16 protein-coding genes are annotated in these 23,035 nt (G+C 61.6%); 1 reads left to right on the forward strand and 15 read right to left on the reverse strand.

Annotated features, from left to right (window positions below; translation table 11 throughout):
- Window positions 1-87: 87 nt before the first annotated feature.
- The 8 genes from NVS32_RS00050 to NVS32_RS00085 all read right to left on the reverse strand — a co-directional run bounded on the left by NVS32_RS00050 (window position 88) and on the right by NVS32_RS00085 (window position 8,660).
- A complete protein-coding gene (locus tag NVS32_RS00050; protein ID WP_258498144.1) occupies window positions 88-1,080 on the reverse strand; it encodes a glycosyltransferase family 2 protein in 993 nt (330 codons plus the stop codon).
- Between the two features lie 21 nt (window positions 1,081-1,101).
- Window positions 1,102-2,130 (reverse strand): NAD-dependent epimerase/dehydratase family protein, encoded by a 1,029-nt coding sequence (locus NVS32_RS00055; RefSeq protein WP_258498145.1) that lies wholly within the window; start codon window positions 2,128-2,130, stop codon window positions 1,102-1,104.
- Window positions 2,131-2,172: 42 nt separating this feature from the next.
- Window positions 2,173-2,904, reverse strand: coding sequence for an IspD/TarI family cytidylyltransferase (locus tag NVS32_RS00060; protein ID WP_258498146.1), 732 nt, complete (start codon window positions 2,902-2,904; stop codon window positions 2,173-2,175).
- 222 nt (window positions 2,905-3,126) lie between these two features.
- Complete coding sequence (locus tag NVS32_RS00065) at window positions 3,127-4,053, reverse strand: LicD family protein (protein WP_258498147.1); 927 nt, start codon at window positions 4,051-4,053, stop codon at window positions 3,127-3,129.
- Window positions 4,054-4,238: 185 nt separating this feature from the next.
- On the reverse strand, window positions 4,239-5,033 hold the full coding sequence (locus NVS32_RS00070; protein WP_258498148.1) for a DUF4422 domain-containing protein: 795 nt from the start codon (window positions 5,031-5,033) through the stop codon (window positions 4,239-4,241).
- A gap of 352 nt (window positions 5,034-5,385) precedes the next feature.
- On the reverse strand, window positions 5,386-6,162 hold the full coding sequence (locus tag NVS32_RS00075; RefSeq protein ID WP_258498149.1) for an acyltransferase family protein: 777 nt from the start codon (window positions 6,160-6,162) through the stop codon (window positions 5,386-5,388).
- Between the two features lie 580 nt (window positions 6,163-6,742).
- Window positions 6,743-7,546 (reverse strand): YebC/PmpR family DNA-binding transcriptional regulator, encoded by an 804-nt coding sequence (locus tag NVS32_RS00080; protein ID WP_258498150.1) that lies wholly within the window; start codon window positions 7,544-7,546, stop codon window positions 6,743-6,745.
- 406 nt (window positions 7,547-7,952) lie between these two features.
- On the reverse strand, window positions 7,953-8,660 hold the full coding sequence (locus NVS32_RS00085) for a DUF6580 family putative transport protein (protein ID WP_258498151.1): 708 nt from the start codon (window positions 8,658-8,660) through the stop codon (window positions 7,953-7,955).
- A gap of 141 nt (window positions 8,661-8,801) precedes the next feature.
- Here NVS32_RS00085 and NVS32_RS00090 point away from each other — a divergent pair, with 141 nt between their 5' ends.
- Window positions 8,802-9,242: a hypothetical protein gene (locus tag NVS32_RS00090; RefSeq protein WP_032110209.1), complete on the forward strand. Its 441-nt coding sequence runs from the start codon at window positions 8,802-8,804 to the stop codon at window positions 9,240-9,242.
- A 52-nt stretch (window positions 9,243-9,294) separates the two neighbouring features.
- Here NVS32_RS00090 and NVS32_RS00095 read toward each other — a convergent pair whose 3' ends face one another.
- The 7 genes from NVS32_RS00095 to NVS32_RS00125 form a co-directional block, all read right to left on the reverse strand.
- On the reverse strand, window positions 9,295-10,722 hold the full coding sequence (locus NVS32_RS00095; protein WP_258498155.1) for an ABC transporter ATP-binding protein: 1,428 nt from the start codon (window positions 10,720-10,722) through the stop codon (window positions 9,295-9,297).
- Complete coding sequence (locus tag NVS32_RS00100) at window positions 10,719-11,585, reverse strand: energy-coupling factor transporter transmembrane component T family protein (protein WP_258498157.1); 867 nt, start codon at window positions 11,583-11,585, stop codon at window positions 10,719-10,721. The genes NVS32_RS00095 and NVS32_RS00100 overlap by 4 nt, the downstream gene beginning before the upstream one ends.
- A 43-nt stretch (window positions 11,586-11,628) precedes the next feature.
- Window positions 11,629-12,831 carry a DUF4430 domain-containing protein gene (locus NVS32_RS00105; RefSeq protein ID WP_258498158.1) on the reverse strand — a complete coding sequence of 401 codons (1,203 nt, stop codon included), beginning with the start codon at window positions 12,829-12,831 and terminating at the stop codon, window positions 11,629-11,631.
- Entirely contained in the window at window positions 12,832-18,558 is a 5,727-nt protein-coding gene (locus tag NVS32_RS00110) for a DUF4430 domain-containing protein (protein ID WP_258498159.1), read from the reverse strand.
- Between the two features lie 666 nt (window positions 18,559-19,224).
- On the reverse strand, window positions 19,225-20,058 hold the full coding sequence (gene lgt, locus NVS32_RS00115) for a prolipoprotein diacylglyceryl transferase (protein WP_258498160.1): 834 nt from the start codon (window positions 20,056-20,058) through the stop codon (window positions 19,225-19,227).
- A 15-nt stretch (window positions 20,059-20,073) separates the two neighbouring features.
- The gene (locus NVS32_RS00120) at window positions 20,074-20,373 is read right to left on the reverse strand and encodes a NifU family protein (protein WP_117652127.1); all 300 of its coding nucleotides are present in this window, start codon (window positions 20,371-20,373) and stop codon (window positions 20,074-20,076) included.
- A gap of 98 nt (window positions 20,374-20,471) precedes the next feature.
- Window positions 20,472-22,979 carry a U32 family peptidase gene (locus NVS32_RS00125; protein WP_368407199.1) on the reverse strand — a complete coding sequence of 836 codons (2,508 nt, stop codon included), beginning with the start codon at window positions 22,977-22,979 and terminating at the stop codon, window positions 20,472-20,474.
- Between the last annotated feature and the right edge of the window lie 56 nt (window positions 22,980-23,035).

Raw genomic sequence — 23,035 nt, forward strand, 5'->3', positions numbered from 1 at the left:
CGTTTACGTGCCCTAATGTTTTGGGGGAGCCAGCATAATCGCTATTGGCTCCCCCAAACGATAATTGCTAAATAGGGAACTTCGCTACTACTCCCAGTTGTCAATCCCCCGCATGGCCACCGGCCAATAGCCAATATGGCCAAGGGATCTCACCACGCCGAACTTCTTTGACTGACAGGCCTTGGAGTACACGTCTGGATATTTGGACTTGGTGGCAGCGTCAAGCGCTTTGATTTCATTCCAGGTAGCCTTAGACGCAGGCAACAGCAACAGGGTTTTAATCAGCACATTGTAATAGCGAGCCACTCGGTCAACGAGAATCGCGCGGCTATCTTCGGTGAGGTCATTTTGGGTTGCAAGGTAGTCTAGGCACATCCCAACAGAGCGCTTTTGATCATCGATGTGTTTGATTCGGCTTTCCCTCGAGACGCTCTGTCCCTCGCGCCCAACCCTATAGCAGTAGAGAGGTCTGGGGCAGATTTGGAATGTCTGCGAGTAAGCGAGTGAGCGAACTGTGAAAATCTGGTCCGTATACAGGGTGTGTGCAGGCAAGTCAAAGGGATGGCTACGCAGGAGATCAGTTTTCACGGTAATGAACCACATTCCCAAGGATGTCCCAAATGACATCTCGTCACAGCTGTAAGTGTGGCATTCGAACTGATACCAGCTGTTGTTCTCGAGGGTCTTTTCGTCGCTACCCTCCCGACAAACGTATCGGGGGGTCAGATACACGTCAGCATCCCCAGAGTGCAGGCGCTGAACCAGATCGACTAGGCCTTCCCGATCGAACCAGTCATCCCCATCAAGAAGCCTAAAGTACACCCCCCTAGCCTCGGAAACGCTCCGGTTGACTGTCGTCCCATATCCGCCGTTTTCCTTGTCGATTACCCGAAAGGTCTCCGGATACTTCTTCTCAAACTCATGGCCAATGGCAGATGTCGTGTCTGTTGAGCCATCATTCACAATGAGAACTTCTATCTCATCCATGACTTCTGGTACTACAAGTGACTCAAGAGCCTGCCGGAGATACTGCTCGACATTGTAGGCAGCAATTGAAACTGTAAGAAGTTTCTCTTTCACGTGTTACTCCTTGGCGGTCAACTACCGGTCATTCCAAGATCGAATCATGGACGCATACATGTCCTCGAGGCAATCATGAGGCCGCCAGCCCAGATTGCGAATCTTTGCTGTATCCAAGATGAGATGTGTTGGCTTTGGATACATGGCAGCCTTCTTTTTGTCAATGTCAAATTCGACGGAAGACTTTCCATTTGAGAACTTGCTTGCGACAAGCTCAGCCATCTCTCGAATGCTGCAATACGTCGCTTCGTTTGCAACGTTATATGACTGCCCCTTTTCGCCATGGACAAGGAGCGTGAAAACCGCAGACGGCAGGTCTCGGGTGGAAAGGTAGGGGTTACTCTTCGAGCCATCGGTGAGCAGGACGATGCTCTCCCCCGCTACAGCACGACGAGCAAAATCCGCAAAGACGCGAGTGTCGTCCCGGGACGCTCCGGCTCCAAATGTCTGTGCAAGGCGAGCCGAGCAAGCGTTCACCGAGTACTCGTCCGCATATGCTGCAACCAACGCCTCACTTAGGCGCTTGGATTCCGGATAGCTGTTTCTGACTACCGTTGGGTCAACGAGACCCAGGTTGTCCTCCGATGCCACACCGTCGACCTTTCCGTACACCTCCATGGACGAAATGTACACACAACCTGCAACGCCGACGCGTCTGCAATAGTTCAAAACAGCAGTCGTCCCAGAAACGGTACCACCAATTACCTCGACCGGCTTATATCGCAAATCTTTGCTCGCGGTAAGGGCAGCAGCATGGACAACGTAATCCGCTGAAGGACACTCGTCCAGACTGTCGCCAAGAGACCACTCAAGGTAGGTCGCACCTTCTCCAAAGAGCAATTTCGCCTTGATGATATTTCTTACAGGAAGAACAACAGAAATACGGGCATCAAGAAACTCATTCGCCGTGAGCAGGGTCCTTACTATGGTGCTTCCTACAAGGCCAGTACTACCTGTGACAAGAATCTTCTTACCGGAAAATGACTTTATGAGATCCTCAGAATCGTTTGCTGCGAGGCGGGCAAACTCTTCTAGGTAATGTGTACCCATGATTCACCTAGCATTCCTAATCTGAAAAGCGTGGCTGAATACTCACTTATTCCACATGAGCTCTTGATCTCGGGCTTCCATGAAGCCCTTAAAAGCGTAGTAATCCATTGGCGTCGTGACTTTGATGTTCTCCGCAGGCCCTTCGACGGTATAAATCTTGTAGCCGTAGTAAGACATCATGCTAATTGAGTCGATGAAATCGAACTTGCCTTCGTCGATTGCGCGCAAATGAGCCGCATATAGTTCTTCCAACCTAAAAGCCTGAGGTGCTCTCGCAAGCTCACATTGAGAGCGCGGAAGTATCGTGTGAACAGAACCATCGCGGCCGGTTTGCACTATCGTCTCGGTGGCAAGAGCGGTTGTGGCTGTTGGCCCTCGATCACGGGCGGAAGCTATGCAGGAAGTAATTGTGTCCTCATCAATGAGCGGCCGAACCCCATCATGTATAAGGACGATTGATTCTTTGTCCCCGGGATGAAGATTTCGAAGAAACTTAATGCCATTAAAGATGGACTCCTGGCCATTTCGACCACCAGGGACCACGTCAATAGGGACAGGATATCTATGCTTGGTAAGCCAGTCCTCCAAAAAGGGAATCCAGCTCTCAAGACAACTAATAACCAAATGAGAGACCTGCGGATGAAGGGCAAAGCGAGAGATTGTGTAGTCGATGATCGGACGGCCACTTAACTCGAGGAACTGCTTTGGACGAGTGCTGCCCGACATTCGCCTTCCAACACCGCCCGCAAAAATCACTGTCTCTGCGGTATCCATTTCGTCGCAGTCCCCTTCCGTAAGCAGAGCGAACCGTTAATACTCAAACAGCTTGCAAATAAGATAAGCCTTCCACCCGCACGGATAACTCGAGTTTCACATGAGGGACTGAAGCTACTGGCATTTTCACTTCATGCGCTTATCACTTATTTTGCTGAATGCGAAAGTACATCCATTCGATGCCAAGGCTATCGCGCAACTAGCAATGAAGAACATGATGCATCACGCATACGGCCCAAAGTCTATCTCATACACCACATGACTTTCCCTGTCATCAGCAGGGGGCACTTCCATATACTCGGGACCATATAGTCCCTTGAGGTAAGTATCAGCAGAATGCGGTAGGGGAACCAACATATCCTCGAAGGTCCCCGAACTCGCCGGGAAGTACTTCTCCTTTGCAAGGAGCTCGCCGAAATAATGCTTTCTTCCAACGGGAATGGTGATGAAGCCGGTGTTCTTGTCACTATACTTTGAGTTCCACTTATCCCAGTCAAGGCAGCACTGCGAGGTCGTTTTTCTCGAAAAGAGATGGCCTATTCCGGACTTGACTCGAATGATGTGAGCGAAATTGTCATCGTCCCCGGCAAGGGCAAGGTATGTATCCTTATGTTCAAAGAACCTGCGGCAGGAGTACCTAAAGCCAAGGGCCTGAGAGACAACACCATGGAAGAAGCGAGCTACAGGAGAACTGGGCGCATTCTCAATAATGAAAATGTCAATATAGACTCCGCACTCCGTCTCGTCGAAGTCATCCCGAGTCTTTAACGTTGTGTTACGCAGGCGAATTCGGCCAAAACCAAGTTCATAGCCTGAATCACCAGGGGCCTGCAGAATGTACTTTGTACTCGGTCGCGAAGCAAAAACCTTGCAGAGCTTATCGAAGCTCTCCCTTGACATGTTTACATCCAAATCATCATCCCAAGGGATAAAACCATGATGTCGAACAGCCCCCAAGCAGCTACCACCGCCTAAGGTATATGTAAGACCTTCTTGCGAACAGAGGGCATCGAAATCTTTGAGCATCATTAGCAGAACACGCTGGAGCCGATGAAGTACATCCCCCTCGACACGTATCAGATCGCTATCGACTTTTACGTGCTTAAAGGCATCGAAAGTCGAGAGAGATACGTTGCGCTTGGCACCCACGGTTAGCCTTTCATTCCAGAAGCTCTTCTCATCCTTCTAACAAAAGAGCTTCTCCGTTAGAACTGGAAATTACATTAGTGATTGATTCTTACCTTGCGATGCGTCTAGCGACAAGACCGCTTAATCGTAGACATTCCACAGCCGTTGCGCACATCCTCTCAACTCGGCGAGCCCGCAAGAATGCTCTAAAAGCTCCTCTCGTACTTCTTGCCAAGGAATTTTGCCGCCAAGAAGGAGGATCCTTTCTTAACCCAGTCCACCGGTTCGGGACTCACCACTGGAAGCTCGGAATACGAGATGCCATTGGTGGTAAGCCATGGATCTAGCATCCGCTCGCTCACGCGTCCAGGCCAACGCGCAGCAAAGGAGTCCATCTGGCTTGTATCAATCCTCTGTCCAAGCTCGTCGAGCAGAGGGAATAGCCATGAGCAATATGCGTCAAACGTGGCTGCCGGCATGACGAACATGTTGAACACGTGCACACGCGTCGACTTCATGAGGCCGTCCCATGCCGGGAGGTACTCCGGGCAGCGCTCGGAGAGAATGTTGCGCATCTTGTCGAGCTGCGAACCATCCAAGGTGTGTGAATAGTGGTCGTAGACCGTCTCAATGTAGTAGTTGCGCTGCTTGGCAAGAACCACATCTTTGCTGCTCAGGAGAGTGAGCAGCTCTGGGCCATCCACGAGCTTCCCGTACGGATCCTTCTGACGCTGCTTTGACTTGTCAGCGCTTCCCAGAAGCCTGCGGTAGTGAACCAGGCCCTTGAATTGGGCATCACAGTTCTTCCAGAGCCAGTAGAGGCCAGTGAGCTCGCTGTAGCTGGCATTGAGGGCAGAGATATTGTCTCCGGTATTATCGCCCTGCATATCAGGCAGTATATCAGGATGGAGCCCTGCTCCCACGTGCAGAGGCAGGTAGATTGGGTCATCCGGCATCTTGTACGGCTTATGTGTGGCGACTGCCACTACTATCGTATCCAAAACCTCTCCCCCATACCATCTTTCGGGGACACAATAACCCCTGGTAAACAAGCTTACAAAGTTGCTACGCTGTTCTTCCTAATGAGACAAACCCATAGATATGACACGCCAAGCGTAACAAGAAATGCTCCAACGATTGTCCACCGATGTTCAACACCCAGATTTCCGAGCAAATATCCAACGGCGATAATCACCAACTGGTGAAAAAGATAAAAGGGCATCTGCAGAGTCGAAAACATCTCAAGTGGCTTTATAGACAACAACTTGCTTAGCGCCCCCCGACTGGATACGAATGAACAAATGAGGAAGATAGCAATGACGGTGCATGCAGGCCTCGACCACCAAACGTCATTCAAGGCAAACAGTGCACCGGTATAGAGGGAGACCGATACCACCTCCATGCAAGAATCGGCCGTAAAGCGTCTCCGTATTGGTGACGCCCCATTGATATCCCCCCCCGAGCAAGAATTGCAGTTCCAGCAACAAATGCCATTCCGTATTCCAGCATCCTGGATAGAGGAAAAGAGTGATTGCTGATGTTAATGACTCCCTTGTACTGACCCATTTGCAAAAGCGCTCGAATGCAGAACAGAACAACGAAAGGGACGAGGTAAGAACGCAATACAGATGCGTCCGCTGATGTTTCTCGTTGCCTTATCCACCAAGACAGCAGGGGTGTAATGAGATAGCAGAGCATCAAGTCTGCAACAAACCATGAAACTCCATTGAATGAGAATTGTAGGTTTGAAAACCACGTCTGCATCATCAAAAGATTCAGAACTGCTGCAGTGGTATTGTCAGCGATGGTCCACTCCTTCAAGCCAACCCCACCTAGCAGAGCAGCCATGAGGAAGGTGACGAAGTACAGTGGATATAGCTTAGCCAGCTTGCTCTTAACTATAGAGACAGTCTCGTCAAGCGTGTACGAATACTTGCCGTGATGATTCAAGGCTTCCAAGACCCCGGAACAGACAAAAAAGAGCTCACACATCCTCGCTCCGAGATCTGGAGCCTTTAACACTCCCGTATGCCAAACAAACACAAGAATCAAGGCCACTGCCTTGATTCCAGAAACCGAAGTGATGCGGTTGGGTGCACTTGTTCGTAGAGTTCCTGCTCCGGCGGGCACTTATATCCCCACCCCTCGGATAAAATCGGCAATCGAAGCCTCGGGGCTTTGTGATGTGGAAGGGGTTGCGTCTTCCACGCCCAAGACAGGGCGTACCAACGCGCCAGAAAAAACGAGGACGTCTGCGTCCTCGCGCTGTAATGCAGTCTCTTCCACGACCCCCCCCCGAGGCAATTCTCGCCGCAGGCTAACCCTGATTTGCTGTAAATAATATCGCAATGTATGTCTATACATGTCAGCGCATCGATGGGCGCACCACACTTCAGATGATTTACAGCATTGGGGCAAAGGCATACCCTGAATATTCGATGGCAGTTGCTAATGAGATCCGGATTCAACCTCTACGTTATCCGCTAGGACTCAGATGCCAGGCGCCTGAAGTCCAAGGCATGGTTTTGCTCAAGTACACATGACTAAAGTGTACTTGAGCAAAACGACGGGACCTCCGGTCGGCTATGAGATAGCCTGCCGGAACGGACCCGGAGGGCATTGCTGCTCGCGCGCAAGACGCTGCCAAAGAAAAAACGGCGCCGGAAGCTCGTGGCTCCCGGCGCCGGTAGGTGCGCTATTTCTCGATGCGCTAGTCCTCGTCTTCTGCGAGGGCCTCGGCAATCTCGTCCGTGACGTTCATGGTGCTGTAGACGTTCTGGACGTCCTCAAGCTCGTCCAGACGGTCGATGAGGCGCTGGACCTTCTTGGCGTCGTTGACCGTGACGTCCGTGGGGGTGGTGGGCACCATCGTGAGCTCGGAGCCCTTGACCTCGATGCCCTGGGCCTCGAGCGCCTTCTGGACGTCCTGCATCTTGTCGTACGCGGTGTAGACAATCCACTCCTCGCCGGCGTCCTCGTAGTCCTCGCCACCGGCCTCGGCGACGGCGAGCATAAACTCGTCCTCGTCCACGGCGTTCTCGCGATCGGGAACCTTCTTCTCGTCGCTGTGGATGACCTTCTCCACGGCGATGGAGCCCTTGCGCTCGAACTGGAACGCGACGGAGCCGGTGGTGCCCAGGTTACCGCCAGCGTGCGTGAAGGCGGAGCGGACGTCCGCGGCGGTGCGGTTCTTGTTGTCGGTCAGGCAGTCAACGTAGACGGCCACGCCCGCGGGACCGTAGCCCTCGTAGGTGATCTCCTCGTAGACGGCTGCGTCCGCGCCGGCGCCAAAGGCCTTGTCGATGGCCGCCTTGATCTTGGCGTTGGGCATGGAGACCATGCGGGCGCGCTGGACGGCAGCGGCGAGGGTGGCGTTGTTGTCCGGGTTGGGGTCGCCACCGATCTTGGCGGCAACGGTGATGTTGCGCGAGAGCTTGGAGAAGAGCGACGAGCGCTTGGCGTCGATGGCCGCCTTCTTGTGCTTGGTGGTAGCCCACTTAGAGTGTCCGGACATTGAGTCTCCTATCCACACGGCGCGCGGGCACGCGTCCGCGCTTCTTGCTTGCTGCGGGCGCGAGAGCGCGTGGCCGGGCGCTCCTTGCGGGGCGGCGGTGGCTGCGAGCGCGGTCGATACCCATCGAACCTATGAAATTTTACTCTCTGCCGACGCTGGCGCAAGGGGAAGCTAGCACGACGTTTGGTGACGCTGGGCCGAAGTCCGGGTTTCTTCACATTTGGGGCCGTCGCGGCGCGGGGCGGGGGTGCGGACGGCAGGGCCGCGGGGGGGCTGGCGGATACAGATTTGGGGCCCGAACGTATATCGACCTGCGCGGGGTACAGTTTCGGGTCCGAACGAGTATCGAGCGGATACACATTCGCCGCCCAAATGTGTATCGGCGAGCCTCGCGACAAGCCACTCGCTACAAGCCGTACTTGGCGACGGCGTGTCGGATGCGCGCGCCCCACGGCACCCAGATCGCCGCGAGAAAGCCCACCGTTGCCGCTCCGTGCAGGCAGTCCCACGGCAGGCCCGCCGCGTACGCCGCAACGATGGCCGGCCAGGTGATGGGCTCCACGTAGCCAATCACGTACCAGCCGTTGAGAATCGCCCCGTACATGAGCGCCGAGAGAAACCCGTACAAGTACAGCGCGCCGCGCCGCTCGAGGAGGCCGTGCTCCCCCAGCACGCCACCAAGGTAGCCCACGAGCCCCCACGCGTACATCTGCCAGGGCGTCCACACACCCTGGCCAAAGAAGAAGTTCGAGACCAGCGCCGCCAGCGCACCCACCATAAAGCCCTCGCGCCGGCCCAGCGTGGCCCCCGCCACGATAGTTATGGCCGAGACGGGCTTGACGTCGGGGATGGGCGCAAAGAGGATGCGCCCAGCGGCCGCAAGCCCTGCGAGCGTGGCGGTAGGCATGACTTGCCTAAGCGCCGGCCGCGACGCCTCGTAGCTGGCAAGGAAGAGCCCTACGCAAAGGACTACCAACAGAAGCGTGAGCCCCGCGGCCGCCTGCACGCCGTTTACGGCACACGCCACGAGCACCGCCGGAACGGCGACAATCGAGGGCACCTCGAGCGCGGCAAAGACGCGCTGTCGCTTGGTGCCTGTGGTGCTCGCTGTCATGATTCTCGCCTTCTGCCGACTGCAGCCCAACATGCAACACTCTATGACACAACGACCGCCCGCTTGCGGGAAACCGTCACCAAGCTGCGCCGAATTGCCTAAGATGGGCATGTGCCGCACCCATCGACCGGAGGAGGCCCCATGCTCTACGTTGGAAACTTTAGCTACAACGATGACAAGGACCAGGCAAACAACTACTGTCTCATGCCGTGCGTGGTTGAGGCGGACTCGGCGGACGAGGCCCTGGAGAAGTTTGCGTCAAAGTTCGCGAGCGTTCGCGCCGAGTCTGACCTGCTTGAGGGCGCAAGCGAGATCTATCTCGACTCCCTTGTGGAGCTGGAGGGCGTTCCGCAGGATCCGGTGATCACCCAGTGGCAGAAGATCGTGCCCGCCATCGACGGCCTGTGCTCAGTGACCAGCGCGCTTCCCGACACGAGCGTGGACGAGCTCGCTGCCAGCGCATACGGCTGGGGTGAGGATGACGGCGACGAGATTGAGCTCGAGGACATGGAGGAGCTTGACGGCCTCTCGGAAGATGACCTCGAGGAGGAGGGCATGGAGGAGCCGTTCCTCACTTTCTAGCCAGCAGCTGACGCCGCACTGACGGCGCGGCTGACGGTGCGCAGCCCACAACTTACGCGTGGTAGAGCCAGGACCCGGCGAGAAACTCGTCGGGTCCTTCCGTGCAGGTGACGGCCCCGTCAAAGAGGAGCGACACCGAGTCTGCCACGGCAGAGACAAACGCAAGGTCGTGTGTGGCGAGAAGAACGCTTCTACCCTCCTGCCGCAACTCTTGCACAAGACGCGCAAGCTTGGTGCGCGCAGCCGCGTCGAGCCCCTTGGTGGGTTCGTCCAAAATGAGCAGATCTGGCTGCGTGAGCAGCAGCTTTGCAAACGCCACGAGCTGCTGCTGGCCACCGGAGAGGTCGAGCGGGTTTCTCGCCGCCACGCCCGCAAGCCCCAAGCGCTCCATCATTGCCGCGACCTGGGCCTCATCGTAGCCTGCACCCTTTGACCAGAGCATGAGCTCCTCATGCACGGTCTGCGCAGAGAGAATCGCGCGCGGGCTCTGCGGCAGGTACGCCTGTGACGCCGCATGGGGACGAGAGAGGCGCCCGTGCTGCAGTGCAAGTGCGCCGCACGCAAGCTGCAAGAGAGTCGTCTTGCCCGAACCGTTGCCGCCCACAATGGCCGTCACCTCGCCCTGGGGCGCCGCGAGGTCCAGCCCGCGCAGGACCCAGTCGGCATCGCGTCCGTAGCGGAACCACGCGTCGCGAAGGGAAAGCGCAGGTTTCTCGCCGCTGACGGCGGGCTTGCTGCCTGCGGGCGCCACGTCTTCTGGCCTAAACGCGCAGGCAGCAACCGCATCGTCGAGCGAGAGCTCGCGCACGCGGCCGTCCTCAACGCGAAAGGCGCAGGTAGCCACGTCGCGCATGGGCTCCGGAGCGTGCGTTGCCACCACAACGGTAACCCCAAGCTCGCGGTTTGCGCGGAAGAGCATGGCCAGGAAGTCCTTCTCGGCAACTGGGTCGAGCATAGAGGTAGGCTCGTCCAGGAGCAGCAGGCGCGGCCGCATGGCGAGCGTTGCGGCAAGGGCGAGCATCTGGCGCTGGCCACCGGAGAGGCTTGCCGTCTGCCGACGAAACCACGGCTCCATGCCAAAGAACATGCACGTCTCGGCCACGCGACGGCGCATCTCGGACACGGGTGTTCCTAGGTTCTCCAGGCCAAAGGCCATCTCGTGCCACACGGTGTCGCAGACAATCTGGCTGTCAGGGCTCTGGAAGACAAGGCCCACGGTCTGGGCGGACTCCACCGGAGAGAACTCGCGCACATCCTTGCCAAAAGCGAGCACGTCACCGACGAGCGTACCAGTAGGTGACACCTCTGGCTTGGCAAGGCGCAGAAGCGTCGACTTACCGGAGCCCGTACTGCCTGTGAGCAGCGCAAACGCACCCTCGGGCACGGCAAGCGAGACGTGCTCCAAGACCGGCGCGGGGTTGGGTTCGGTGTCTGTTGCAGGATAGGAGAAGCTCACGTCCCTAAACTCGAGCGCGCTCATGCGACCCTCCCCCACCGCACGCGTTGTCCCAGGTCAAACACCGTGGGGAGAAGCGCCAGCGCGGCGTACGGCACGTAGCCCCACCAGACAACCAGACGGGGCATGGTGGGATAGAAGCGCCACTGCGAGCAGGCAACGTAGACGAGAAATGCACTGGTTACCGCGAGCAGCCCAATTCCTGCAAGCGCGAGCGCGTCAGACGAGCGAAAGGAATCCGGCAGATAGCAGCTGCGGCGATCCGTGGCTCCCCACCCGCGGGCGCGCATGGCGTCGGAGCGCTCGATGGAGTCCTCCATCGACCAGCTCATGAGCTGGTCCGTCACGCGCACGCCGCGGTCGCGCGAGCCCTGCGGAGCGGCTGCCGTGGTGGCAAGCGTGGCTGCGCGCACGGACTGCGACCTCTGCATGAGCTGCGGCACCAGCTGCGCCGCCATCGAGGTCACCAGCGTCACCGTAGGGAGCGCGCGGGCGCCCAGCTGCAGCAGTCGGTCCTGCGTAAGCACGCAGGCAGCGTCCTCAAACCATAGGACCACGGCTACCAGAAGCGCTCCGGCACAGGCGCCGTAGGCAATGCTCTCCTGGTAGATGGCCATGGGCCCAAGCTGCGCCACCAGCGTGGAGCCAGATGCCGAGAAGAGCGGGTTGGCCACGGCGACAAGGGCCACCATGGGGAGCTGCCAGGGAAGACCCTTGAGCGTGCGTCGCCACCCGCGCGCGGCGAACGAGAATGCGAGTGCGCCCACGAGAGAGATGCCCACGCAGACCGGCTGCATCGCAAAGATGGCGATGAGGATGGTGCCGGCGAAGTAGGCTGCCGGCACAGCCGGGTGGCAGGTGTCGAAGGCTGTATGTGTGTCTCGCATGGTCAGCATGTGACGAGTATGACGCACTTTCCAATCTCTGGCGCTATGCCGACGTGACGTAGACCCACGTCACCGCATCGCCATCAGAGAGCGTGCAGGCGCCGGCAGAGTAGTTGGGGTAGCTGCCGTTGACCGCGTACTTCCAGCCGCTCTCGCCGCCCTGGTCCTTCTCGGCGTACCCGTTGATGGCAGCAACGTAGACGCCCATGGCCGTACTGCGCGCGTTGACGCTGGCACCTGTTGCCACCAGAGCGTCGTATGCCGTGGCGTCTGGGTTAAGCGAGACGGTGTACGAGCTGGACGAGCCCCCGTCGGCGCGGGCGTCGATGGTCACGGTGACGCGAACCTTGGCGTCTTGTACGGCGGAGTCGGAGGAACCGCTTCCGGACTGCGTGCCGGTTGCTGACGAGGAGCTGCTAGAGCCCAAGGAGGAAGCACCCGTGCTGGAAGTGGTACTGGTACCAGACCCGGTAACGCCCACTGTCCCGGAGCCGACATCCTTCTGACGCGTAGCGACGTCCGAGGCGGAGAGGTTCTCGCCTGCTGACGTCACAGTAGCGTCGATGGAGACGGCCGTGCCATCCGGAAGTGTAGGTGCGATGCCCGCAAACTGCGAGACGTCACCGGCGTCCAGCTGGGCATACGCGTTACCGGAGATGCCGTAGCCGGTTGCTGCCGAGAGAAGCGTGGACAGGTCGCCCGCGGTGGGGGCGCCGTCCGTGGGCATGGTCACGGCCATGCGCACGGCACCAGAGCCGTCCTCGCAGATCCAGGTGACGCTGGGGATGCCCACGCCCTGCTCGGAGGCCCAGGTGGCAAGGGCCGCGGAGCGCTGGGCACAGGCAAGCGCCATGTCTGTGGGCGCATCCGCGCTTGCCTCCTCGACCCAGATGCCATCCGCAGAGAGAACCACGTGGACGGCGTCCTTCTCGAGCGAGACGTCCGTGCCGTCAAACTGGAGCGTCTCAAGCGCGGTGTAGACGTCGTCCGTGGTGAGTTTGAGCGTCTGAGATGCCTCCTGCGACACAGCGGCGTCCTGGTCGGCGGGCTGGTCCTCCTCGGCCGTGGTCTGGAATGCAGCAGACCCGGTTGCCCAGGCAAGCGGGTCGCCGCCCCGCGCGTAGACGGACATTGCCCACACGCAGAAGGCAATGAGCGCGGCGCCGAGAACCCCAAGGATCACCCTGGCAGCGTGCCTGCCGTTTGATGGCTGCTGGCTGTCAAGTTGCATGCCATTGTCTGACATCTAGCCGCGCCTCCCCTCGGAAGCGTCCTGGTTGCCGCGTCGGCGGGTGACAAGCAGCAGGACGAGCAGTACCGCACCCACGCAGGTGCCGACGATTGGCCAGATGGAAAGGCCCGCCTGGTTCACGGCAGGCTCGCCGGTGGCCGTGGTCTCACCCGAGGCGGCAGACTCCGGGGATGCGGTTGTGGTTACGGCGGTCACGTCTTCCGACGAGTAGCTTCCGAGAAGCGAGCTGTTCTCTGACGCGAGGGCGCCGGCTGTCACGGAGCCAGTCGACGCATTGCCACCAGAGACGGTTACGTGAGGCTTTGACGGCTTAGCTGCGGATGAGGTCGACGTGGCGTTGCCAAAGGCGCTGCCCGCAGTGTTACCACCTGCGTTACCGCTGGTACCAGCGTTGCCCCTGCCGCCAACAGAGCCAGCGTTGTTCTCGCCGCCCTGGCCCTTTTCGCCCGGCGCAGCCGTGGTTGCGCCCGCGTCCAGCTTGAAGAGGGTGCCGGAGTCGTTGAAGTAGTAGAGGTTGCCGCTTGCGTCGCAAGCAATGGAGCTCATGCAGTACTGCCAGAGGTCGCTTGCGGGCTGGTAGAGCGTGGCTGCCTCGGCGTCGCCAAGGCGGTATGCGTACACGCCGCCGGGCTTGCCGTTGCAGGTGAAGTACACGTAGGTGTTGCCGTCGGCGGCCACGCTCACCAGCGGTGCGCTCTTCACGTCGCCGGTTCCAACCTGACCCTCCACGCTGGTCGTGGGAACCAGGGCCTCGTGCTTGACGCTCATGGACGCAAGGTCGATCACAAAGAGCGCGCCGCGCGTCACGTCTGCGGAGGAGGACCCGCCCACGTAGAGCAGGCCGTCGCAGATGGTGGGCGACGAGGTGGAGTACGAGCCAAACCTCACGCTGCGGCCGGCCGCAAGAGAGCCGTCAGCACGCAGGTAGAGCTCGTGCAGCACGCCGTCGGTGGTGACCGCGTAGGCCACGTTGCCGCTTACTGCCAGCTGGGCGCGGCAGCGCGTGCCCAGGTCGACTGAGGAGAGCTCACGCCCCGTTGCCGCGTCAAGCAGCGAGACCTGCCCGGCATCATTGGCAGTGAGCACGCCCGCGGATGTGGGCACGGCGCCCGTCCAGTAGTAGCCTGCCTCCGTTCCCTCGTGCGACCACACAAGGCCGCCGTTAGCCAAGCTCACGCAGGCCACGTAGCCTCCGCAGGAATCGCTGCCGTCAGGGGCCACGGTCGAGAAGTACGCCTTGCCGTCACGCACGGTGATGGACGAGAGGAGCTGCTGGTCAACGGCCTTGCCGCTCGAGCTGGTCGAGGTGGGAAGCGCCGCAGAGACCCAGACCGTGGTCAGCGTGTCCGCGGTGAGCGCCTGAATGCGGCCACCGTGCAGAGGCACAAGTATGAGACCGTCGGCGTACTGCAGGCGCGCAGTGGAGTCCACGCTTGAGGCCAGGCGAGCCTCGTCGAGAACCACGCCGGTGGACGCGTCACGACGATAGAGCCGTGTCTGCGCGGCGTCATATACCTCGCCGTTCACGATAATCGCGTCGCTCGCGTTGACGTACATGGCAGTCGTGAGGCGCGACTGCGCCCAGTCGAGCTTGGCATGCGTGCTTGAGCTGGGCACCGGCGTCGAGAGCCCGCGCACCACGCCCGTCTCGTCAGTGCCCTTGTAGCCGGGCCAAGCTGCGCTCAAGCTGGTAGGACGCGTGGCCGTTGGGTTAATGACCAGGGCGTCGCTCTTGGGAAGGCCGTCAGAATCTGTGCAGTAGTACCACACGACCTCGTCGCCGTTGGCAATGTTCACGCTGCTGGCACCAACCTGCGAGGCAGCGCCGTTCACGAACAGGTGCCAGTATGCACCCGTCGCGGAGTCCCAACCCAGCTCGCAGCCGTCCACGGGCGAGGTGATGGTGCTCAGGTAGTAACCCCAGCTGCTGGTGGACGAGGAGTGCGTGAGACTCTTCTCGGCAAACGCCGCCTCAGAGAGGTCGGCCACGGTCGAGCCCTCCACGAGGGTGAGCGACGTGGTGTCCGCCCACACCTGGTCGATGCCCGAGGCATCCTTGCCGATGACCTTCACCGAGCCGGTGACCTGGCCAGGAAGAGAGTCTCCCCAGGCGGAGTAGTACCAGACGACCTGGTCGCCCTCCTTGAGGACGTAGTTCGAGGCCATCACGGTTGCGGACTCGCCGTTGATGAAGAGCTGCCACCACTTGCCGGTTGCGGCGTCATAGCCAAGCGAGGTGCCATCCTTGGTGAAGGTGTAGAGGTCGGCGTCGTAGGTGATGCCGTTGGCGTCAAGGACCTGCTTGGTGAGGTCTGCCGCGGTGGTGCCCGGCTCGACGGCAAGCGAGGTTTCTGGCGCCCAGCTGACACTGGTGCCGGAAGCGTTGGGGCCAATGACCGCGCAGCTAGCGGTAACCTGCTCCGGCGCGTCCTTGCCAGACGTGCCCGCCACCGTAAACGTGGCCGAGACGTCCTGGTTCACAAGGCTTGCCAGCTTGGCCTTGAGCTGGTCGCTCACCATGGGGTCGTCCTTGTAGAACTCGTAGTAGGCCTGGAAGCGCTCGTCAGCAAGGCGCGAGATTACGGTAACCCGTGTGTTGTCGGTGGGCTTGGTGTAGGCGAGAAGCTCGTGGGAGATCACGTCCGGGCGGCTTGACTTGAAGGTGCGCCAGGACATGCCGCCCATGTCGCTGTATCCGGGCAGGTCAACCAGCACAATGCCGGGGTTCGCGGACTGCGTGTCGCGGTCGTGCGCCCAGGCAAGGTTGCCAGAGGCGTCGCGATAGGCGCCCAAGAACGGACGCAGGTTGCCCGTCACGTTGGTGGCACTCTGCCCGTCGAGAAGCGCCAGGGCATACCCCGCCCTGGCGTCCTGCATGAGCGAGACCGCCTCGTCTATCTCCTGCTCGCTCACGGGCGAGAGCGTGAACTCGAGCGTCTTGGTGGCCGTGACCTCGGGGTTTGACTTGTCAGTGACCGTGCAGGTAATGGCAACGGTGCGCGCCGTGCCCAGTGGGCGCACGACTGTGGCGTGGTAGCCGTTAAAGCTAACGAGGGGGTCACTGCTGCTGTAGGAGACGGCGTAGTACTTTCCGTCCACGCCCAGCGTGCGCGTGGTGGGAAGCTGCAGGTCGCCCGAGACCGCAGTCTGGTCCACGGCGGCACCGGTAGAGAAGGCCTTGACCTTGTCGTAGGTGAAGCCCGCCTCGACCTTGCTTGCGAGGGCAGCCTGAGCTGTGGCAACGGCTTCGGGGTCCGCCTTGACGGTAATTGGGAAGTCCTTGGTAACCGTGACATCGGGCATGCCGTAGCCCGTGAAGGACACGGTCGCCGAAAGCGTCACCGGCGTGTCGGCCGAGCCGCGCGTGGGCGTTGCCGTGAGGGTGCTGTCCCAGCTCTCGCCGGTCACTTTCACGGAGCCGTCACTTGCGGTCCACGTTGCGCTTGCGCCACCCAGGCTTGCCGGCAGCGTGAAGGCCTGCGTCACGGAGTCCGCGGAGTCGCCATCGGCAAAGCCCAACGTGATGGCGTCGGCCTTGGCCTGGAGCACGGCGCGCGCGGCGTTCTCGTCCCAGGGCACCTGGAACGTACGGTTGGGGGTGTACGTTGCGGTCTCGTCGCCGCGGGTGAGCGAGAACGTGATCGAGTCCACCGTCTGGAGCGAGGACATGTTCCAGCTAGAGACCTTGCTCGTGTCGCACGAGAAGTACGTGATGGCGCCGTTGTCCGCGTCTGCGGTGGAGATGCCCACAGTGGCGTTGCCGTTGGTGTCCTGGAACGAGACGCTGGTCACGCGCACAGCGAGGCCCGTGGTGTCCACGCCCTCCTCCGCAAGCTTGGCGAGAAGCACATCGTTCACGTTGGTGTCCGTGCCGTACTTGAGCGTTGGCCGCCAGTTCTCGTTCTGGAGGCGCGCGACGGCGCCCGCGAGCGTGGCGCTATCCGCAACGGGCTGGTCGAAGGACTTGGAGACGGAAGCGGCACCGCTCGTTGCCATGACCTTGAGGTACTTTCCCGCAGCTGCCTGCGGAACCTCGATGCTGGCCGACGTGCAGCCGTCAAGCGGCTGCCAGTCTTCTGCCGGTGCGTCGGCGGTGGTGGCGACGTACCACTGTAGGGTTACGCCATCCTTGCCGGTAACTTCCACGTTGCTGCCCGAGAGCTGCGAGGCGTAGACCGATGCGGTTGCGGTGGAGCCAGTGAGGAGCGTGCCGGAGGTTGGCGACACCAGTACGTGGTGGAGGTCATAGCTGCCCGCTGCCTTCACCTGGACCTTCTCGCTTGTGGCAGATGCCATGAGCGCGCTGCAGCTGGCCCACACGTACGCACCCCCGAGCGACGAGGAGAGCGCAAGGGTAGTTCCGGTGGCGCCGTCCTCTGCAGTGAGCTCGCGCGTGTTGGTGCCGGCCGCGTCGTCCGCCGCATACCAGGTGCACGCGAGCTTGGCGTCCGAGGGGAGGTCCGTCTCGTACGTGCCCCAGCTTGAGGCCTCCTGGTACTGGGGCTGCGCCGTGAGCGTGGCCCCCACCTGCGCGTTTGTGACAGAGGACGAGAGCTTCACGCTCGAGACGTCATAGCCGCCCGCAAGCGCTACGGGGCCAACGGGGTCCTGCGTGCTGGTCCCGTAGTAGGACGGCACGCTGGTGGAGACCACGGAGTTGCTGCTCGTCGCCTTGACGCGCAGGTACGTGCCGAGAAGCGACGTTCCGTCGGTGGTCTGCTCGGGAACGGTAAAGGTGGCGGAGGTGGCACCGGGGATGTCGGTGAACGCGGAGTCATCTGTCGTGCTGCTTGCCGCCCACTGCCACTGGTAGTGCACCACGTCCGCGGAGGTCGTCTGGGTGTAGGAGCCGGTGTAGGCCGTGGCGGTGATGGTCTGCCCAACCGTCGCGCGGCCAGAGGCGTCGACGGTCACCTTGTACAGCGTGACGGCGCCGGCCTCCTGCACGGGGCCAGCCACGGAGCTCTTGGCTGCACCGTAACCGCCGTCTGCGCTCGCGTAGACGTACTTGCCGAGAAGGTCCGAGGTCACGTTAAGCGTTGGACCCGTAGCTCCGGCGATCTTCTCGCCCGTGCCGTACGCCGAGTCGCTGGCGTACCAGGACCAGGTGACGCTGGCGTTTGAGGTGGCGTCGGCGCCGCTTGCGTCCTTGGCCGTTGCAGAGAGGGTGTCGCCTGGGGCGAGCGTGCCGGTGTTGCTCAGCGACACGCTTACGAGGTTGACCGAACCCGCGGCGGCAACCTTGTTGCGGCTGCGTGTTGTGCGAGAGGAGCTGCCGTCGGCGGTGGTTATCGTGCAGCGCACATAGCGGCCGGCGTAGCTTGCCAGCGGGAGAGACTGCGTGGTGGCGCCCGGGATGTCTTCCCAGGTAGAGTTGTCAGAGCTGACCTGCCACTGGTAGGTGAGGGAGGCGGGGTCGATGGGGGCGCTGGCGCCCTTCTCGCGCGCCCACGCCCACAGCGTGTCCGAGGCGGCGTAGGCGTAGGTGCCACCCGTGGAGCTTGCGCTGGTGGTGAGGTAGGTGGAGTAGATGCTTGCCGACGCGGCGGCGTTCGCGGCGGTGGACTTCTCGGCAGTCGATGCAGGCCGCGCCTCTGTTGCCGCCTCGGCCAGCGCGCGAGTGGGCACCATCGACGCCGCCGTGACTAGCGACAACACCACCGCCAAAATGCGGTCGCGCAGACGAAGCCCCGACATGCCAGTGGGTTTTGTGGGTTTCATACCCGCCTCCCTGTGATCTGCTCCCTTGGGAGCATCGAGGGCAGGCAGGGCCGTCGAGTGGCGACGGTAGCCTCACGGCGCAGCGCCAGCGGTAGCGCGGCGCGCGCATCTGAGCACAGTTCTGGTTGCTGACCCGGAGTAGAACCGGGATCCATTTGCAGGCCTCACAGCTGCCCAAACCGTGCCCTCGGTTTGAATGTTGCCTGAAGTATAGACGAGAGACGCTGGCACTTCTCGCCGCGCGACCGACTCGCAACACATCCGGCTGTGATTGTGTGCCGCGCACAGGTCGCAGCACGGGAATCTTGAGCCTGAAACTTTTACTCTGCACAAAAATGCTCTATCGGACGGCGATTCCGAAGTCTCTGCATAAAAATGCTCTATCGTACGGTCGCTTCTGACACAGGAAATCAAAATTACAACTATAATTGCACATATATGTATATGAACTTAATAATATTCAAAGAACTGAAATATTGATTAAATAGTTGATGAGCATCCAGAACGACCGCCGTCCGATAGAGCATTTTTATGCCGCGAGCTGCCAGAAACCGTCCGATAGAGCATTTTTGTGCAGTTCTGGCGCCAAGCATTACCGGCAACTACAAAAGCGACAACCTGAGGACAGCCCAACACAGATTTTGCGTGTCACGCCCTAGCTGCAGCCTACGCCTCCCCGGCATCCAGGTGCCCCACCTGCGGGCGGTCGTGCCGCGAGGCCAGCACCAGCACCACAATCCCCGCCGCGACAAGCGGCAGGCTCAACACCTGGCCCATCGTGAGCCAGCCGGTGCCGAGAAGGTACCCCAGCTGCGCATCCGGAAGCCGCACGAACTCGATGAGGAACCTAAACACGCCGTACAGCATGAGGAACGCCCCAATGAAGGTGCCCTGCGGCCGAGGCGGGCGGCGTCGCGACAGCGCGAACAGCACGCAGAACAGCACCACGCCCTCGAGCAGGGCCTCGTAGAGCTGCGATGGGTGCCGGTACACCGCGCCGCCGCTGGGGAACATCACGCCCCACGGCAGCGACGTCTCCTTGCCCCACAGCTCGCCGTTCACAAAGTTTGCGCAGCGGCCAAAGAAAAGACCGATGGGTGCACCAATGGCCGCGAGGTCGGCCACCGTGAGCACCGAGAGCTTCCAGCGCTTGCACGCAATGGTACCGCCGACAATAGCGCCCACCAGCCCGCCGTGGAAGCTCATGCCGCCCTGGTCGAGGGCGAAGATCTCGAGCGGGTGCTCGAGGTAGTACCCCGCGCCGTAAAAGACCACGTAGAAGATGCGCGCGCCCACAATCACGCCCACGGCGATGTCAATCATCACCGAAAGCACGTCGTCGGTGGTGAGGTCAAGCTTCCAGCGCTTGGCAACGCGCGCGATCACCAGCCCCGCGCACACGAACCCCGCCAGGTACGCGATGCCGTACCAGCGCACCTGGAAGGGTCCAAGCGTAAACGCGATGGGGTTGAGCGAATGGTAGAAGTCGTTCAGCCACACGGGGCAGCACCTGGCCTAGAGAACCGCAGGCTGCACGCGGGTGACGCCGGGCACGTGCTCCTTGAGGATGCGCTCGATGCCCTCGGACATGTCGTAGGTCGAGAGCGGGCAGCCGGCGCAGGCGCCCTGCATCTCGAGGGTCACCACGCCGTCGTCGGTGCAGTCGATAAGGGCAATGTCGCCGCCGTCGGCCTGCAGGCTCTGGCGGATGATGTCGATGGTCTCGGACAGAAGCTTGCGGTTGAGCACCGGCTTAGCCTCGGCTGCCTGGTCGGCGGCGGTCTGCTCGGTGCTGGGGGTCTCGTTCTCTGCCATGGTCCTCTCCTCCCGCGCGGGTGCCCCCGCGCCTGTGTTCTCGCTCGAAATCAAGGTGTGCGAATTCCTAGCGCAATGATGGGTTACAAGGTGACATATTACCCAATGCCCGTGAAAAGATGCCCGGAGGTTGCGCCCTGCACACGAGGAGCAGGTCGCCTCCCTTCGGCCGCGGCGGCAAGAGCACGCACCACGCGCTCGACGGCAAACGCGCACTCCTCAGGCGAGAGGAGCGTGGCGTCTGCCATAAGGCGCGTGACACCGGCTGCGACAAGGGCATCTGCCTGCGGCGTTGCGTCCAGCGGATGCGCAGCCCAGATGCGCGAGCGCCCGTGGACGTCCGTGCGCACCGGCAGAAGGTTGCCGTCGATGTCGCGCAGCGAGAGGCGCCGGCGGCGCAGCTCGCAGTTGGGGCAGTCGTGGATGCAGCGGCCGGCCGCCTGCAGCACGCAGTGCTCGCTGGTCATGGCGCGGGCACGCCCGGAGACCACAAGCCCCACCGGTACGGAGGCCGCCCCCGCCAGCGCGCAGACCTCCTCCAGCGTGAGCTCGGGCGAGAGCCAGAAGCCCGCAGCCCCTGCTTCCTCCAGCGCTACGAGGCAGCTCTCGTTATGAACGGGAATGCAGGTGCGAATCTCGGCCAGCGCCCCGCGCGAGGCGGCAAGCGCCAGCTCGGAGACGTTGCCCACACCCACGGGCTGCCCGGCGCGCACCAAGGGGTCCAGCCGGGCGTGGTCGCCCTCGCGGCACACCTCGTCCAGCCAGGGAATCACGCCCTCCGGCCACGCGGCGCCATCCGCAAGCGCGTCTGCCGTCGCGTAGACGCGCGTGGCACCGGCGTCAAACGCGGAGCGTGCCGCCTCAGCGGAAGCAACCAGCGCACAGGCCTCCGGCGCGGGCCTTGTCCACGCATCCGGCGCGGCAAGGCCGTCCTTCTCGCGCTCCTCTACCAGGCGCGCAGCCACCCCGCGTGCCGAGGGCGCAACGGCAAGCCGCTCCGCGCGCGACTCGTACGGAGCAAGAATCTGCTGTTCAAGCGCCTCGCATGCCTGCGCGCGAACCTTGTGCACGGCCGAGAAGCCCATGCCTGCGCCCTCGTCCATCTGGACCTCAAACAAGACCGGCTCGAAGGGGCTCTGCCCCATGCGACCCACGTGCTCGATAAGGTCCTCCCTGGTCACGGGCTTGGTTCGGGCAGGCTCCACCACAAAGCCCTCTGCCGTGGCAGCGGCGCTCCCGTCCGCGCAGGCAAGTGTCACCGAGAAGGGCTCGCCCAGGCGCGCCCGCACGCTCACGGTGACGGGGCGGCGGCGCGGCACGTCCAGTCTAGATACGCGCGCCGCAGCGTCCATCGCGGCCTGCGAGCGAATCACGCGCACCACCGCACCCGCCGGGATGGGCCGAGAAGCGCGGCAGGTGATCGTCTCGCCGGCAGCGGCCGCGCGCTCGGCTCGCACGGTGAGGAACTGGGAGGGATCCTCCACCGGCCGCAGCTCGAGCAGGTCGCCCTCCCCCACCGGCTGGTCAAGGCGAATCTCCACGTCCGCGCGGGTGAGACGCCGCATGCGCTCGCGCCCGCCGTCCGAGCCGCCGCGTCGCACCAGTGTGTCCTCCAGCTTGCGGGACGAGACGACCTCGCCCACCAGCTCGCCGCGGTTGTTGGAGCGCTCGTAGCTCATCATCTCGTCGCCGGAGCGGCCCCAGAGGTAGGCGTCCGTGAAGTCGCGGTTGAAGACGCGACGCAACGTGCGGTGGCGTGCAGCGTCGGCGCGCGCGTCCTTCTCGCCGCCGTCCGCAAGCGCGTCGAGCGCTCCGCGGTAGGCAGAGATCACGGCGTACACGTAGTCTGGCGACTTCATGCGGCCCTCGACCTTGAGCGAGGCCACGCCCGCGTCGGCAAGCTGGGGAAGGTCATCAACAACGCAATAGTCCTTGGGGCAGAGCGGCCGCGTGCGGCCGGGGGCCTCGATTGCGTGGCCCTCCTCGTCCACCAGGTCGTACGGCAGGCGGCACGGCTGCGCGCAGAGGCCGCGGTTGGCCGAGCGCCCGCCGGCAAGCGAGCTCATCATGCACACGCCGGAATAGCAGAAGCACAGGGCCCCGTGGCCAAAGGCCTCAAGCTCCACGCCCTCCTGCGCAATGGTGCGCATCTCGTCGAGCGATAGCTCGCGCGAGAGCGTCACACGCGCCACGCCCAGCTCACGGCACCAGGCCGTGCCTCGGGCGTCGTGAACGTTTGCCTGGGTTGAGACGTGGCACTCGATCTGCGGCCAGCTGCGGCGCACCTCGGCGAGAAGCCCCCAGTCCTGGATGATGAAGGCATCCGCGCCAAGCAGCCAGGCGCGGCGGATAAGCTCGAGCACCTGCGGAATCTCGCGCGTGGCAACGGCAATGTTCACCGTCACGTAGACGCGCGCGCCAGCCAGGTGTGCGCGGCGGCAGGCCTCGCCAAAGGTCTCTTCGGTAAAGTTGTGCGCACCGCGGCGGGCGTTGAAATTGTTGCCCAAACCGCAGTAGATGGCGTTGGCACCGGCAGCCAGCGCGGCGTTGAACGCCTCTGGCCCACCGGCGGGCGCCAGGAGCTCTATGCCCCTTGAAGTGGTCAAACTCTTCTCCCTGTCACTCAAATGCAACGCGGGGAACATCCCCGGCCGAGGATTCT

Source organism: Tractidigestivibacter montrealensis, from assembly GCF_024741235.1.
Classification (GTDB): Bacteria; Actinomycetota; Coriobacteriia; order Coriobacteriales; family Atopobiaceae; genus Tractidigestivibacter; species Tractidigestivibacter montrealensis.